Origin of the sequence: Pseudoalteromonas rubra (genome assembly GCF_000967655.1) — a bacterium.
Lineage (GTDB): Bacteria > Pseudomonadota > Gammaproteobacteria > Enterobacterales > Alteromonadaceae > Pseudoalteromonas > Pseudoalteromonas rubra_A.
The window spans coordinates 1-16,040 of sequence record NZ_JXYA01000024.1; the positions used below are offsets into that span (position 1 = coordinate 1).

A 16,040-nucleotide genomic window follows, 5' to 3' on the forward strand; every position below is an offset into this window, starting at 1 on the left:
GGCAATCGACGTTCCCTGGTTTGTTAGTAACTCGCTATGGTTGCCGACCGTGCCTTGAACTGAGTTTAATTGTGAGTTTGCTGTTGCCAGGCTTGATTGTACGCTATTTAGCTGGCTGCTTAGCCCCTCAAGGCTGCTGTTTTGTGCGGCTAATGCACTGGCCAGTTCGCCATAATAAACGGTGTGGTTGGCCGTTGTGGTTTGCAGCTCAGTAAGCTGCTCAGATTGAGTTGTAGCCAGCGTCTGAAGTGCGCTGATGTTATTACCGTGCGTTGTTAGTGTGTTGCCGGCCGATGTCAGTGTTTGATTCTGCTGTTCGATATCTTGTGTCAGTTGCACCAATGTGCCATTGAGTGTGCTTACCTGGGCTTGGGTATCATCTTGTGTCTTGGTGATGGCTTGTAACAGGTAGTTGAAGTTTTCATTGACTTCAGCAGCTTTTGCAGGGGTATTTGCCTGGAACGTGTGCGGCAGTTGTTGTTCGTTGGCTTGCGCACTAAATGTTGCGGCAATGACGCAGGGTAGAAGTAGCTTTTTCATTGTTTTCCTTAGGTTATTTTCTCCTGTAATGCGGATTTTACCCGTTTTAGAGATGAAAAAACAATGGCAAAATTATGCGCAACCTGTTAATTGAATGGTTACTTTAATCCAATATATGGCCGTTGTTGTATTGGCAAGATGTGCGTCAACATAGTGTGTTTTTTGTTTTTAGGTGAGCTTAACGCTCACCACCGTGGGTCATTTTCAGTAATGTCCGATCGCGTTTGACCAAATGGTGATACAGCGCGGCTGCGATATGGCCGAGGATCAATATCCAGATCAGCCAGGCGCCCAGAATCTCCTTATGAATAAAGTCGATGGGCTTTTCAAATTCGGCAAATGACAGGCCCATGCCTTGCTCGACGAGTGCTGTGAATAGCGCGGTACTTTCAAATTTAGTAATATCGAATAAAAAGAAGAACTCGGTATCTACGCCCGTACCAATATAGCCCGTTAGCGGGGCAATGATCATCACTGCATACAAGGCGTAGTGCCCAAGATGCGCTGCCAGGTGTTCTATGCGGGTGCCGGGTTCTGCTGTGGGTTGGGTATTCAGCCAGCGCCAGATGAGCCGCAGTGCAACAATCACCGCTATCGAAACACCGAATGACAAATGCAGCTGTAACGCGGTCCAGTTTTGTGGGGTTTTGGCTTCAGTAAACCACTGACGGTAATAGACGCTGACATAGGCGGCGAGAAACAGCAAGGCGGTGCCCCAGTGTAGCCATTTCGCAATGGTGCCGTAGTCTCGTGCCGTGTTTTTCATACTCACAGGTTTGCTCCAGATAAAAACTTGTTATTGCCAGCGATGGTAGCAGCTTGATGTGAGAATGAATGCAACAAAGATCCGGATAAAGCGTTCTGTTTTTGAGAACACTGCTTTTAATGCGCTGAGTTTTATGGGCTTTAACCAGGCGTGTACAAAACGTGCAAAATCCAGTGCTCAGGGCTGCTTTTCATTTGTCCTGCTATACTGCAACCGGACAGCAGCATCAAATACCTGGAGGTCGCTTGCGTACGTTAACCTTAGTGTCTTTGTCGGGATGGCCCGGCATCATTGAGCGCATTGGTCAGTCTACTGGGCAAAAAGTGTGGCATGCGTTGGTGGCTTTACTGTCGCAAAATGCGCAATTTGGCTTACAGCAGGACATTTTTGAGCTGGGCGAGCTGTGGTTCGAATCCGAACAATTTGGCTCCCCGACGCAGGCACAGCAGGCGTTGAGTCAGGCTGTTGCGCAACTGCTGCTCAGTGAGTTAGATTGTCAGCTGGTGCATGAAGCGGAAATTCAGGTAAGCTCAGCCGCCGTGACTGAGCAGGTCGCGCAGGAGCAGAGTATTCGCTCAGATGCGGCCTGTGCACTAAACGCACTTTACCCGGATAGTAAAGAGGATCTGCTGAGGGTATTTGCCAACAAAAACCTGCTGCCTTACTGGCAGTCCATTCAGCGGGTGCAAAGTGAGGGCATATTTGGTTATGAAGCCTTGATCCGCGGACCAAAAGCGTCGCCTTTGCACCGTGCGGATAAACTCTTTGGCGCTGCCATGGCGCAGGGGCAGCAGTTTGAGATGGAAAAGCTGGCGCTGAACACCCATCTGGCCACCCATGCGCGTCATTGTGAGCATCAAGGCGCGCAGAGGTTAACCGTCAACCTCTCTCCGGGTTTGCTGTTTGATAATGAGGTATCAGAGACACTACAACATTACCCATATGCGCATCTGCTGTGCATTGAACTGACAGAGCACCTGCCGGTGGATGACTGGGCGTCCGTCAAAGCAAAAATGGCTGAGCTGCGTCAGCTGGGTTATACCTTCTGGCTCGATGATGTTGGCTGTGGTTTCTTTGAACTGACCTTGATCAATACCGTTAAGCCCGATGTAGTGAAGCTGTGCATTACCATTATCAGTCGCCTGGACTATGGCGCTGAGATCATCGACGAGATAAGGCAAGTGGTTGATACGGTACATTTGTATGGTGGCAAGGTGCTGGCAGAAGGCATAGAAACGCCCCAGCAGCTGGATATTGCCAAACAGCTGGGGGTGGATTATGCGCAGGGGTATTTGTTTGATAAACCCAAAGAGGCTGGGCTGTGATTAGATAAATAGGAGCCTTAGTCAGGTACTTTCTAATTCAGGGAACAAAAAGTATACTGCTGATTTTAGCCGGTGCCGATGATAGGAGTCTTAACATGCAGTGTCCCAGAACCTCATACCCGTTGAAGCCAGCCAAAGTGGGTGGCATTGTGGTGTATATATCCGAGCGCAGTGGGGGGGTCTTTTTCGACAACCTGGTGCTGAGCAACTTTACCAACCCGGCTGATGTGCGTGCAGAAGTGCTGGCGAAACATCTGCGACAGTTTTCTGCCCCACTGGGTGATGAAAACGCGCGAGTCAATTGTCCGAAGTGTCCACAAATCGTTATGATGCGGCGCTACTTTAGTCCGTTACGGGTCGTTGAAATTGACGAGTGTCCGGGTTGTGGCGGGATCTGGCTTGATACCGGCGAACTGGACAAGTTGCACGAAAACCACCTTAGCGCCAAAGAACGTGAATTGTTGCGGATCAAAATGCTTGAAGAGCATCAAGTCTTTCATATTGACAGCCCGAGGCACTATAAATTATCGCAACCGGGTGAGCGCAGTAACCTAGAAAAAGTGTTTGCGATAGCCGCAGATGTGCTCAGTGATGATTAATTCTGTGGGGCGTTTACCTCGCAGAATCGCTGTTAGATCACGCCCTAACCATTAATATCCAACAACATGCCTACAGCGACACCGATTGCGATACCCAGCGCAACCCCGTTGCCGATATCACCGGAAGAAACGCCAATGGCGGTGCCAACGGCCACTCCGGTGACCATACTGACGCCAATTTTGCTGGCGGCTTTTTTACGGGTTTCTTTATCTGTTTTCATGATTTCACTCCTTAAAGTCACGAGCGATTAATTTATCACCAAATGATGCGATGTGCCATTTATTTAAACACTCTTTTATGACAAAGACAGCAGGGAGCGCTGCAAAAGCAAAGATAAGTTGTGAGGAGCAATTAAAGCCACTGTAAACGGGGTTTACAGTGGCTGTTTACGGTGCTTATCCGCGATTGTGCGGCTGGGTGTAGTCGATATCCGGGCCGACCGGCACCACTTGCGTTGGATTGATCATGGTGTGGCTAAAGTAGTAATGGCGCTTGATATGGTAAAAATCCACCGTCTCGGCGACATTCGGCCACTGATAAAGCTCACGGATATAACCGGCCAGGTTGGGATAGTCTTCAATCTGTTTCAGGTTACACTTAAAGTGACCGTGATAGACGCTATCGAAGCGGATCAGCGTGGTAAATAATCGCCAGTCGGCCTCCGTGAGTGTATCGCCGACCAGATAGCGTTGCGTGCTCAATCGCTGCTCTAACTGTTCGAGCGCCTCAAACAGTGCTTGTACTGCCTCTTCATAGGCCGCCTGCTCGGTGGCAAACCCGGCTTTGTATACCCCGTTATTGATTTTATGGTAAACAAACTCATTGATATCATTGATGTCCTGGCGCAGTGCCTCGGGGTAGTAATCATCGGTGTTGCCGGTCAGCTCATTAAATGCTGAATTAAACATGCGAATGATCTCGCTCGACTCATTACTGACAATGCGCTGTGTTTGTTTATCCCACAAGACAGGCACAGTGACACGGCCTGAATAGTCAGCCTTGTTGCGCGTATACAACTGGTGCATATAGCTTTGCTCAAACAGGGCATCGCCGCTGCTGCCGGTTGCTTTATCAAAGGTCCAGCCATGTTCGAGCATATCCGGGCTGACCACAGATACATCAATGTGTGCCTCAAGTTGCTTTAACTTTCTGAAGATCAGAGTACGGTGCGCCCAGGGACAGGCCAGCGATACGTACAAATGGTAGCGGCCAGATTCGGCTTTAAAGCCACTGTCGCCGGTTGGCCCGGCGCTGCCATCGGCCGTTACCCAGTTGCGCAGTTGCGCGTCTTCGCGTTTAAACTTGCCCTGGTTGCTTTTGGTGTCGTACCAGACGTCATGCCACTTACCTTCAATTAATCGTCCCATTGTCTTGTCCTCTTAATTTGTTTAAATCTTTACTGCGCTGTGTTTTAGATGCTACCGAATTTGCCGGCATGATAGTCACGCACGGCCTGTTGCAGCTCTTCCTGGGTATTCATCACAAACGGACCCATATGGGCTATTTTTTCTCCGATTGGCTGACCTGCCAGTACCAGTAAGCCAGCGCCCTGGGCACCACTTTGCAGTGTGACCGGGTGGGCCGGGTCCAGCTCCAACTGATAAGTGGCGCTCAGACGCGTGTCTGCCAATGTGCCGCTGTGAATGTAAATAAGCACTTTGCCGTAGCCCGACATATCCAGCGTGATCTGCTGATCTGCTGGCAAAGTAACATCGGCAATGGCGCCATTTCCGGCTAAGTCATTCAATGGCGATTGGACAGTTTGCCCGTCCAGTTGCCAGCTGCCTGCCAGCGCTTTAAGCTCTGCGCCGGAGTTGGTGGTGATCACGGGAGCCTTGTGCTCGGTTGTGTCCTGATAGCGGGGCGCTCGCATTTTGTCCTTGGCTGGCATATTGAGCCAGATCTGAAAACCATGCATGCCCTGTTCGGCGTCACTGAGTGGCATTTCAGAATGGATCACGCCGCGTCCGGTGCTCATCCATTGCACATCACCGGCGCGAATGGCCTTTTTATTGCCCATCTGATCCTGATGCTCAAAGCCGCCCTTACGAATGTAGGTAAAAGTTTCAATACCGCGATGCGGGTGGGGCGGAAAGCCCGCCATATAGTCGCTGCTGTTGTCTGATTTCAGTTCATCGATCATCAAAAAGGGATCTAAACTTTTGCCATCGAAGCCTGCTATTCGGCTGATGTTCACGCCTGCGCCATCCTGCGTAGCCTGCGCTTTATTGATACGAATAATTTGCATAAAAACCTCGTTGCCTGCGCTATCAGTTAAAGTTAGTCCAATGCGCTGTGTTTGCCTGATGAGTTCACTTTAGCAATGGCAATGCGAGAATGAAATTTGCAAATATTGAAGGTTTTGTTCGATTTAATAGAATTTAAACTGTTCAGGAGCCGCTCAGTTTACGGGTTAGATACTGGCGGCGTATAATAATAAGGTACGCTTGAGTGCGACCAACAGTGAAAGACCCAATTTAAGGAAAGCACAATGAATAAAATCGGATTACTTGCTGCTGTGGTGAGTGTTGTTTTGCAGGCTCCCGTTGCTGCAAAGGCATCTGAGCCACGCTGGCAGTGCAATGAGCAGGCGCTGGTGTTTAATAATAAAGCCGAAAATAACTTACATGCCTATCTGAGCTTTCTGGCGCGCAACCCCAGCGCATTTCCGGACGGATTGAACGCACAGGACAGGCAAAAGTGGCATGCCGCCATCGCGCAATATCAGTTACATACAAGCCAGCCCAGGTTCCACCCTCTGTTCAGTGACTCGCAACTAAGTGAGCTGACGGAGCATCTGTTTGATGCCAACAGTGCGGTGACCGACTTGCCAGTCAACGACCTGACGCGCGGCTATTTTGCGGTGATGAGCAGCTACCGGGACGAGATATGGCCGCAACATCGGGCTCAGAATCAGGCCTGGACGCAGCAAAGCATCGCATTGCTTGATAAGTATGGCGAACAGGTTTGTTCGCGACTGAGTGATATATTTGGGACCCGTGTGATTGTGGCGCAGCAGCATCGCGTTTTAACCGTTGCCCGGCCGTTTACACACGGCGGTGCTTTTACCTCTGGCAGGAACTTGATCACCTTTATCAATAGCTATCAGGCAGGTTTTAAAGATTGGTTTGCACTCGAAATGTTGTTTCATGAGGTAGCACACACCAGCTTTCCGGATTCTCCTTTGTATCAGGCGCTGCAAAGCCGGGCCAAAGAGCAAGGCAAGCAGGCTGAATTTAAGTCATTGTGGCACCCCATGCTGTTTTACATTGTTGGTGAGGTAACCCGACAGACGCTCGCCGAACAGGGGCATGCCTTTGTGCCCTATGCGCACTGGAAGGGGTTATATAAAAACCGCCAGGACCCGCTTGCTAAACTAAACCAATATTGGCAGCCCTATATGGCAGGTCAGGTGTCGCAGCAGCAGGCCATTAATAATCTGATAGACGCTCTGTAACGAACAAAATAATAGTCTCCTGCCTTGACCGAACTTAAAATGTGGCATTTACTTTAGTCGGTTTGGCAGGCTGAGCTGCGCAGATTGTTGCAACGCGCCGTTTCAGTTACACTAAAGCCGAGAGTCAATGCGCCAGTGACAAAGGAGAGGACCCCCTGTTTTTAGCTGCTGGTGAGTGCCTTACTGACGGCCTGAGTCAGTAGTCAACAGAGTGATCATTATGTTAGAGCAAATGCTGCTGAGCAACCTGAACAATAAAACCGAACTCAATGATGAGTCTTTTGAATACAAAAGCATTTTTCTAAGCTCCGTTGTACCAGACCCGACCAATGGCCGGTTTTTACCCTCGATTTTTATCAGTGATGAAGACGCGCGTTTATTTGTGGCGCGCAAGCTGAGCAAAGCACAGCTGACCAAGCTGTACCAGGGAGAAGACCATGTGCTGATCGGCAAATCGATTATCATTAATTGTCTGAAGCACGGCACAGAAGACTGGAAGCGTGCGTCTCAGACCATAGAGTCAATCATTGAGCTGGGCAATAACATTTCGGTCTCTGAGATGATCCAGGTGCCCACTGTATATCCTCTCGAGGAAGGGCGCTTTCAAATTCTGACCGGCCACCGGCGTTTCTTTGCCCTGGTGTATGCCAAAGGATATGGGGCTGCCGCTCAGTTTAAGGTCTATGACAGTAAGCCCTTATTGACCAAGGTGAAGCAATTTCAGGAAAATGCCAGCCGCGAGGATCTGCCTCAGTATGGAAAGTTACAGGCCTTCACTCAGGCCATGATGGAAATTGAGCAACTTAACAAGGCACGCCTGCAAGCCGGGTTGTCTCGTCTTACAGTCAGGACGATTGTGCCTAAACTTGGTATTTCGATGGGCGCATATGATAACTACAATGTGTTGTCGCGCTACCCTGTTGTGATGTCGGCCTATGAGTGCGGGTGTAATTACTCTTTTGTTAAAATGAAGCGGCTGATCTTGTCGGTAGAATCGCAGTATAAAGCTGAGCACGACAAGTCGACCTTAAACGCACTGGATAAGCGCGCCATTTCAGATCTTATTGAGCAGCAGCTCAAATGCATTAAAAAACAGCCCGCAAAAAGCAACACGCCGTTTATCACCACGTCATTCAGCTCGCCCACAGCACTGCAAAAGTTGCTGACGCAGGACGTTACCCAACTGGCATCGGGTGTCGACTGGTCAACACTCGACTGGCAGGATAAAAAAGCGGTTTCAGCGGCGCTGGAGCAAGTGCTTGCTCATCTCGAACAAGCCACGCAATAGCGCGGCGTAATCCGCGCAGCCCTGGTTTTAATCTTCCTCATTTGCGACTGGTACAAACCAGTCACCTGAACTGCTTTGATACAATGCACGCCTGAGGCCGATAACCTGTGTGGGTCATTACCATCGACAGACGGTTAATCCACACAATGATACCAGTTTTGCAATTGTGCCAATAAATACGCGTTATTTGAGACTATGACAGTAAAAAGTCTGTTTATTATGACTTTATTATGTCAGTTGTCGTATAAATATAATCTGCAAAATAATCAGCCTGGTAAGCAGTATAAACACGGTTTATCAAAAGCCGTGTTTAGGCCCCTTGTGTCCCTTTTAGAACATTTTGCAACATATAATTCCTCAAACCGTCATGTTATTGTCCCGATGAATGGGGTATAACTTCCCCAATGAAGTTTGCGGGCCTGACTTGAGGGTGTGTTGTATCAGTTGTGGTAAGTAGTCTGCATGCTAGGGCGCCTTTGCCAGGCGTGGTTGTTAGTTGTTGTAAATTTATGGTTGGTTATTCATAGCCGAACTAAGGCCAACTTTAATGGCAGGGTGAACGCCTAGTGAGTTTCACTCAAGCCAATAAAAATAAAAGCCTTAATAATCTGGTTTATGAATTTTATAATTTTCATAAATAAAAGTGTAGAAAAAAAGTGCAGTTCACATAATAATGCGTTCTCGTAAAAATTTAACACTTTGCAATATTATTTAACATGGACTGATAAGATGAAAAATGACGCGTTGACAGAGTTGAGTATCAATCTGAATAGTCACAACACCAATTCAGGTGCGGTAGATGTACAGCTACTCCATCACATCTTCAAATTAGCCTATGACTTTGGTTACAAAGACGGCTGTAGTGGTGTATACGTTTGTCCGGATTCGTCACTGCGTTCATTAAGTGGAAGTGAGCTCGACGCATAAGTCGGGCTATGAATTTATACATATCTTAGCGCCGCTGACGGACATAAGCGGATAATAGCAAAACAAAAAAGACAGAGCCGGCTGCACTGATACGCAGGGCTTTGTTATGCCAATTCACTTAATTATGTGCGTTATCGTGTAACAAAAGGTGCGCGACAGCAAAGCAACTCAATTGCGAGCACTTACTGAGATAACCGCCATTGAGCTTCGTGCTGGGCGTGCCATGCAAGATGGCAAAAGGATTAAGACTGATTGGACTTGTGTACTGGCGACATCACTGCCCGTTATCTGGGGGGGGATCCCGGTATTTTTCTTTATCATCAATTTGATTGCAAAAGCGAAAATATGAAACAGTTCTTTTTACAGCTCGGCGAGAAAGGGATCAAACTCAGTGTTGATGATCAGGGTAAGTTACTGGTCAGAGGCAAGCTTAAGGCTTTGACTGCAAGTGAAAAAGATTTTCTGAAGAACAATAAGCAAGAGATCATACATGCAATTGAGCAGCGTCAAAGTGGTGCTGCTGAGTCGCCAGTTAGGATTGTCAAAGCGCCATCAGGCGAGCCGCCGGTATTGTCTTTTTCGCAGCGGCGTTTGTGGTTTATTGACAAGCTGAATGGTGGCTCCAGCGAGTACAATATGCCGATGGCATTTGCAGTGCACGGGCAACTGGATGTGGCCAAAGTTGAGCAAGCCCTCAATACCATAGTACAGCGCCATGAGGTGCTAAGAACGGTTTTTGATGAGCAAGCGGGCACACCCTGCCCGCGTGTGCTGGAAGACACTCATTTGAGCATCACAGTGCTGGACTTGAGTGAACAGGATGCGCCGCAACAAGCCGCCAACGCTTATCTGGTTCGCGAAGCCAATCGCGTGTTTGATCTCAGCCAGGATCTGATGGTGCGGGCCAGCTATTTGCAATTATCACACGATGATTCTGCGCACTGTCAGGCGATTTTAAGCTTTAATATGCATCATATCGCCTCCGACGGCTGGTCGATGGACGTCCTGAGTAAAGAGTTCTTTGCCATTTACCAGTCGCTTGAACAAGGCGTGCCCAGCACACTGACGCCGTTGGCTATCCAGTATCGCGATTTTGCACACTGGCAGCAAAAGCACTTTGCACAAGGCGAGCTGGAAAAACAGCTGGCGTATTGGCAGCAGCATCTGCAAGGGGTGCCAGCGCTGCACCAGCTACCGCTGGACGCCAGCCGCCCGGCCGAAAAACAGTACCGGGGTGAGCTTGTTACATCGCAACTGAGCAGCCAGGTCGCCAGTGAGTTGATGATGCTTGCCAGAGCCTGTCAGCTGACTCCTTTTATGCTGCTGCATGGCGCGCTGGCGCTGGTGCTTAGTCGTCACAGCAACAGCAAGGACATTGTTATCGGCAGTCCGGTTGCCAATCGCCAGGATCCGGCGCTGGCCCCGCTGATCGGGTTTTTCGTCAACACCTTAGTGCTGCGGGTGAATACGGACTTTGACACTTTGCACGATTATCTGGCTCATGTCAGAGCCGTGCATCTGGCGGCGCAAAGCAATCAGGACGTGCCATTTGAGCAGCTGGTTGAAGTATTAAACGTGCCGCGCAATAACGCCTACAGTCCGTTGTTTCAGATTTTGCTGACCACCGATAACCAGTTTAGTGCAGGCGCGCAGCATGCTGAGCAGGTCCAGCTGGGTGGCGCGTCATTGCAGGCGATGTCGGATGTCAGCCTGACCACCAAGTTTGATTTAGACATTCATATGTCACTGAATGAGACAGGCGTATCCGTTGGCTGGACCTATGATGTTGCCCTGTTTGAACAAGCCCATATTCGCCAGCTCAATCAGCATTTGTGCAATGTGCTCAGCGCAATGGCCGCGCTGGCCCACACAGAAAACGGCCCGACTAAGCTGGCTGCTATTGCTATGGTCAGTGAACAAGAACAGCAGCAGGCGTTGACATTGGCAAGTGGCGCACCGCTTGACTGCCAGTGGCAAGCCGTACATCAGCTGCTGGAGTATCAGGCCCGGCATAACCCGGATGCCATTGCAGTGCAGGCGCAGGCAAGGCTGCTGACTTATGGCGAATTCAATGCCCGCGCCGATGCGCTGGCGATGCGTCTGGTGGCGGAATATGGCGTCACGGTAGGGCAGCCTGTGGCCATTGTGGCGCAGCGCAGTATCGACACACTATGTGCCGTAGCGGCCCTGCTCAAAGCGGGCGCAATCTATGTACCACTTGACCCCGATGCCCCGCAAGAGCGACTCAATTATATTATCGGCGAATTGTCACTCTCATTAGTTTTAGCACACACACAAGACAGCTTTGCCGGACTACCTTGTGTGCGACTGGATAAGGCGGACTTATGGCAGCCCCCAGCACACACGACTGCACTGCCTGAAGTGGGCGGCGATCACAGTGCGTATATTCTTTATACCTCCGGCTCTACTGGTCGGCCAAAAGGGGTCCACCAGCGTCACAGCACCTTAGTGAATTTGACTGCCCATCAGGCGCAGGTGGATGGCATAACTCAGCCCTACCGGACCTTGCAGTTTACCCCGCTGACGTTTGATGTGTCGGCGCAGGAGTTGGCGACCAGCTGGCGCACAGGCGCGTGTCTGGTGCTGATGTCGCAGCAAGAAAAAGATCAGTTACAGGACCTGGCCTGCCTGGTGGCCGCGCAAAAAATAGCGCGCTTATTTGTGCCACCAGCGGTTTTTGATTTAATGGCTGAACAAGCGGACAGCAACCCTGCCATCGACATGACGGCGCTCAGGCAGGTGTGTGTTGCCGGTGATGTGCTGAAGCTGACTCCCAGCATTCGCCAGTTTATGGCGCGCCATCCTAAGTGTGACTTGTACAATCATTATGGCCCCACCGAAACCCATGTTGCCACAACCTGCCATGTTACTCAGTTTGAACAAGACGAAGCCAGCATAGGACAGGCGATTGCCAATACCCAGTGTTTGATTCTGGATGCCGATTTGGCGCCTGTGCCCACCGGCTGCGTCGGCGAGTTGTATGTTGCCGGGCCGGGCGTTGCCCTGGGCTACTACAATCACCCGGTACTGACGGATGAGCGCTTTATTGATGCGGCACATGTCCAGGCGTTACCGGCAACCTCGTCGCGACTATACAGAACCGGCGATCTGGTTCGCATGACCAGTTCGGGCAATTTACAGTATCTCGGACGCTGCGATGAACAAATAAAAATTCGCGGATTCCGCATTGAACCGGGTGAGATCAGCGCCGTGCTGGAATCTTTTGATGAGCTTGAGTCGGCACTGGTACTGGCAATCGGCGAGGCCGACAACAAGCAGCTGATTGCTTATGCACGGCCTTGTATCACGCGTGAGACAAGCGACGCAGAGCAACAATTGACCGCCAGGCTATTGACTTCACTCAGGTCCGTCTTGCCTGCTTATATGATACCAGCCGCCATTGTGGTGGTTGAGCAATGGCCACTCACCGCAAATGGTAAAATTGACCGGCGCGCCTTGCCTGCGGTGCACATACAGCAAGCACAGGGAGAAGCGCCCAGTACCAGGACGGAGCAAGCGCTGGCCGAGATTTGGGCGGGATTGCTGGCGTGTGACGTCGAGCAGTTAACCCGGGATGCCGACTTTTTTGCGCTAGGCGGTCATTCTTTGCTTTCGGTACGGCTGGTGTCGTTGATCCGCAGTGAGTTTGAGGTCGACATTGCCGTTAAGCAGGTTTTCTCTGCAAGTACGCTGTCTGCTTTGGCTGCGCTGATTGAGCAAAGTGCTCAATCATCACGACCTGTGATAGAGGCATTACCGCGCGATACCGACAGCTTCGAGTTATCTTATGCCCAGCAGCGACTGTGGTTTATAGACCAGTTTCAGGGCAGCTCGGCCCAGTACAATATGCCACTGGCCTTTGAGGTCGACGGCCCGTTTGACTTAAGCGTGGCACAACAGGCACTGAGCGCGATAGTGGCACGGCACGAAGTGCTGCGCACTGTTTATCAGCAAGGGCCGAATGGACCTGTGCAGGTGATCCTGGCGCAACAAGCTGTGACTATCCGCCATCTAGAGTTGGATCATCTGGCAGGCGCACAGGCACAGCAGCAACTTGAGCACTTGCTGGTGGAAGATGCTCAGGCGCCGTTTGATTTGGCCACCGACCTGATGCTGCGTGCCAGCTTTATCAGCCTGAGTCCGGCGCGGGGCGTGTTGCTGCTTAATATGCATCATATTGCCTCGGACGGTTGGTCACTGAACGTGTTCAGCAATGAATTCTTCCTTTTATATGCGGCCTTGCGGGATGGCCAGGACAATCCGCTTGCCCCACTCGATATTCAGTATGCCGATTTCGCTCAGTGGCAGCGCAACTGGTTACAGGGCGATGTGCTACAGCAGCAACTGGAACACTGGCAGATTCAGCTGAGCGATGCACCCGGCGTACACGCTATTCCACTGGACTACCCAAGACCGGCTGAGAAAAGTTACGAGGGTGCCATGGTGTCGGGCAAGGCTTCCGCTCAGTTGGCAACGCAATTACGTGATATGGCCGCGCATTATCAGATGACGCCGTTTATGTTGTTGCATGCGGTGCTGGCGCTGACTATCAGCCGTTACAGTAACAGTATGGATGTGGTGATAGGCACGCCGGTGGCTAACCGCCTGCAGGCCGAAGTGGAGCCGCTGATTGGCTTCTTCGTGAATATTCTGGCGCTGCGGGTGAATACGGATCAGCCCTCGCTGGACAGTTACCTGCAACATGTCACAGATGTGCATCTGGAGGCGCAAAGCCATCAGGACCTGCCGTTTGAACAACTGGTGGATGCGCTGCAGATCCCCCGAGGGGACGCCCATGCGCCGCTGTGCCAGATCATGACCTCATTTAACAGCACGCAAGCTCAGCCCACGGCTGATCACACTGCGCTTGAGGGGCTGACTTTTACACCGCTGATGCAGGCCGGGTGTGTGGCAAAATTCGACCTGGAAGTGGAGTTTTCACTAAGCGAAATGGCATTGCAGGTCAACTGGATCTACGACACGTCCTTGTTTTCAGAGGCACATATCAGCGACCTGAGTGGGCACCTGATGCTGTTGCTGGAGCGCCTGGTACAAACCGAGATGACCCAGAGCCTCAACACTCCGCCGGGGCAACTGAGCGTGCTGGCGAGCGAGCAAAGTCAGTACCTGGTCAATGCCCTCAATGATAATTACCATGAATATGATCGCACGCTGTGTATTCATCAGGCCTTTGAGCAACAGGTTGAGCGCAATCCGGACCACACCGCGCTTATCTTTGCTGACCAGCAAATGAGTTATGCGCAGCTCAATGGCAAGGCCAATCAGCTGGCCCATTACCTGCGTGAGCAGGGCTGTGTGTCGTCAGATACTTTGATCGGCATTGCGCTGGACCGCTCGCTGGAGATGATCATTGCGACGCTGGCAGTACTTAAAGCCGGTGGCGCTTATGTGCCGCTGGACCCGGCTTATCCACCTGCACGGCTGAGCTATATGCTGGAAGATGCCAACATACAGACCATTATCAGCAGTGCGGCGATTCTGGCTGCGGTAGACCTGGCTGAGTTTGCCGTGATCACCCTGGATGACCTGCTTGAGGAAACCGGATTAGGACAGTTCAGTCATTGCAGTGAAGAGAATTTAGACAGCAGGGCACTGGGGCTGCTACCCACCAGTCTGGCTTACGAAATCTATACCTCAGGCTCAACGGGTCTGCCAAAAGGTGTGTTGCTGGAACATCAGGGCATAGTGAACCTGGCCGACAATCAGCGCCGTGCCTTTGCCATTTCGCCGCGCAGCAAAGTGTTGCATTTTGCTTCTATGAGCTTTGATGCTGGCACCTGGGAATATGCCATGGCACTGCTCAACGGTGCCACGCTGGTGATCGCCGACAGCGAACAAAGACGCTCGCCCGAGGCCATCATTGCACTGCTGGCGCAGCAGCAAATAAGCCATGTGACTTTGCCCCCGGCCTTTTTGGCCATGATGTCGCTCGACACCTCGCTGGCACTGCAGGCTCTGATTGTTGCAGGGGAAGCCTGTGAGTCGGAGCTGGTCAATCAGTGGTCGGCACATTATCCCTTCTTTAATGCCTATGGTCCGACCGAGGCCTCTGTGTGTGCCTCCTATCAGCGCCTGTATCCGGGCACCCCCATCACCATAGGTAAACCTCTTAATAATGTCAGCCTTTACGTACTGGATAGCCAGATGGCGCTGGTGCCGCCAGGGGTGATTGGGGAGCTACACATTGGTGGTGACGGGCTGGCACGCGGCTATCATCAGCGCCCTGAGCTGAGCGCTGAAAAGTTTGTTGAGAATCCCTTTTATTATTATCCGGCCCACCGCGACAGTACGCGATTGTATAAAACCGGCGACCTGGCCCGGGTGCTGTCCGACGGCAGCATAGAATTTGTCGGTCGTCTTGATGCGCAGGTGAAAATTCGCGGCTTTCGTATTGAGCTGAGCGAAGTGGAGGCCCAGCTGAACCGCTGTGAGCAGCTCGACTCGGCCGTGGTACTGGTCAAACAAGCCAGTAATGGTACGGATATGCTGATCGCTTATATTCAGCCGCGCAGCGAACAGCACGACGACACCTCGATTATCCAGCAAGTTGAGCAGCATCTGTATGCACAGCTGCCGGAATATATGGTGCCGAGCCGCTTTGTGGTGGTGCCCCGGTGGCCGCTCACGCCCAACGGCAAAATAGATAAAAAAGCGCTGCCAGAAGTGTCAGGCTCAGACAGTGAGCAACCATTTGTGGCACCCGAAACGGCCACCGAGCAGGCACTGGCAGAAATCTGGTCAGCCTTGCTGGGGATAGAGCGCAGCGAGATAAGCAGTCATGCACGCTTTTTTGAGCAAGGTGGCAACTCCATTTTAGTGACCCGACTGGAAACTCAGATCCGCCATCGCTTCGCCGTCGAGTTTGCTGTCAAAGAGTTGTTTGCACAGCCGCAGCTTAAGGAGCAGGCACTGCACATAGATTATTTGCTCAGTCGCCAGAGCGACCTACAGGCAGAGGATGATGCCGAGCTGGAGGAAATGGACTGGTAACAGAGTCAGGCCACAGGCCTGATAAACAAGCACACATACAAACAAGTAAACAAGCTGCCGGCCTGGCAACGCAGGCTGGTGTTAAGTCGTAGAGGCAAAGCCTGT

11 protein-coding genes are annotated in these 16,040 nt (G+C 51.3%); 6 read left to right on the forward strand and 5 right to left on the reverse strand.

Translation table 11 applies throughout. The annotated features are described in order from the left end of the window. Together TW77_RS11475 and TW77_RS11480 are read right to left on the reverse strand one after the other, a co-directional pair. On the reverse strand, positions 1–540 hold a 540-nt coding region (locus TW77_RS11475; RefSeq protein WP_046005121.1), incomplete at its 3' end, for a hypothetical protein. A gap of 178 nt (positions 541–718) precedes the next feature. Then, entirely contained in the window at positions 719–1,306 is a 588-nt protein-coding gene (locus TW77_RS11480; RefSeq protein WP_205623867.1) for a cytochrome b, read from the reverse strand. Between the two features lie 245 nt (positions 1,307–1,551). Between TW77_RS11480 and TW77_RS25640 the strand changes: the two genes are divergently transcribed. After that, positions 1,552–2,631, forward strand: coding sequence for an EAL domain-containing protein (locus TW77_RS25640; RefSeq protein WP_205623866.1), 1,080 nt, complete (start codon positions 1,552–1,554; stop codon positions 2,629–2,631). Between the two features lie 95 nt (positions 2,632–2,726). Next, the gene (locus TW77_RS11490) at positions 2,727–3,230 is read left to right on the forward strand and encodes a zf-TFIIB domain-containing protein (protein ID WP_046005123.1); all 504 of its coding nucleotides are present in this window, start codon (positions 2,727–2,729) and stop codon (positions 3,228–3,230) included. Between the two features lie 44 nt (positions 3,231–3,274). Here TW77_RS11490 and TW77_RS25580 read toward each other — a convergent pair whose 3' ends face one another. From TW77_RS25580 to TW77_RS11500, 3 genes are all read right to left on the reverse strand, one after another. Continuing rightward, complete coding sequence (locus tag TW77_RS25580; protein ID WP_164488161.1) at positions 3,275–3,451, reverse strand: hypothetical protein; 177 nt, start codon at positions 3,449–3,451, stop codon at positions 3,275–3,277. A 175-nt stretch (positions 3,452–3,626) separates the two neighbouring features. Next, positions 3,627–4,598 carry a glutathione S-transferase family protein gene (locus TW77_RS11495; protein WP_046005124.1) on the reverse strand — a complete coding sequence of 324 codons (972 nt, stop codon included), beginning with the start codon at positions 4,596–4,598 and terminating at the stop codon, positions 3,627–3,629. A 44-nt stretch (positions 4,599–4,642) separates the two neighbouring features. Then, positions 4,643–5,479 carry a pirin family protein gene (locus TW77_RS11500; protein ID WP_046005125.1) on the reverse strand — a complete coding sequence of 279 codons (837 nt, stop codon included), beginning with the start codon at positions 5,477–5,479 and terminating at the stop codon, positions 4,643–4,645. A gap of 243 nt (positions 5,480–5,722) precedes the next feature. On the opposite strand from TW77_RS11500, the gene TW77_RS11505 reads away from it, so the two are divergent. The 4 genes from TW77_RS11505 to TW77_RS11520 all read left to right on the forward strand — a co-directional run bounded on the left by TW77_RS11505 (position 5,723) and on the right by TW77_RS11520 (position 15,935). Continuing rightward, the gene (locus tag TW77_RS11505) at positions 5,723–6,688 is read left to right on the forward strand and encodes a hypothetical protein (RefSeq protein ID WP_046005126.1); all 966 of its coding nucleotides are present in this window, start codon (positions 5,723–5,725) and stop codon (positions 6,686–6,688) included. A gap of 220 nt (positions 6,689–6,908) precedes the next feature. Continuing rightward, entirely contained in the window at positions 6,909–7,976 is a 1,068-nt protein-coding gene (locus TW77_RS11510; RefSeq protein ID WP_046005127.1) for a hypothetical protein, read from the forward strand. Positions 7,977–8,705: 729 nt separating this feature from the next. Next, positions 8,706–8,903, forward strand: a complete 198-nt coding sequence (locus TW77_RS11515; RefSeq protein WP_046005128.1) for a hypothetical protein — start codon at positions 8,706–8,708, stop codon at positions 8,901–8,903. A gap of 345 nt (positions 8,904–9,248) precedes the next feature. Beyond that, positions 9,249–15,935, forward strand: coding sequence for a non-ribosomal peptide synthetase (locus tag TW77_RS11520; protein WP_046005129.1), 6,687 nt, complete (start codon positions 9,249–9,251; stop codon positions 15,933–15,935). Positions 15,936–16,040: the final 105 nt, after the last annotated feature.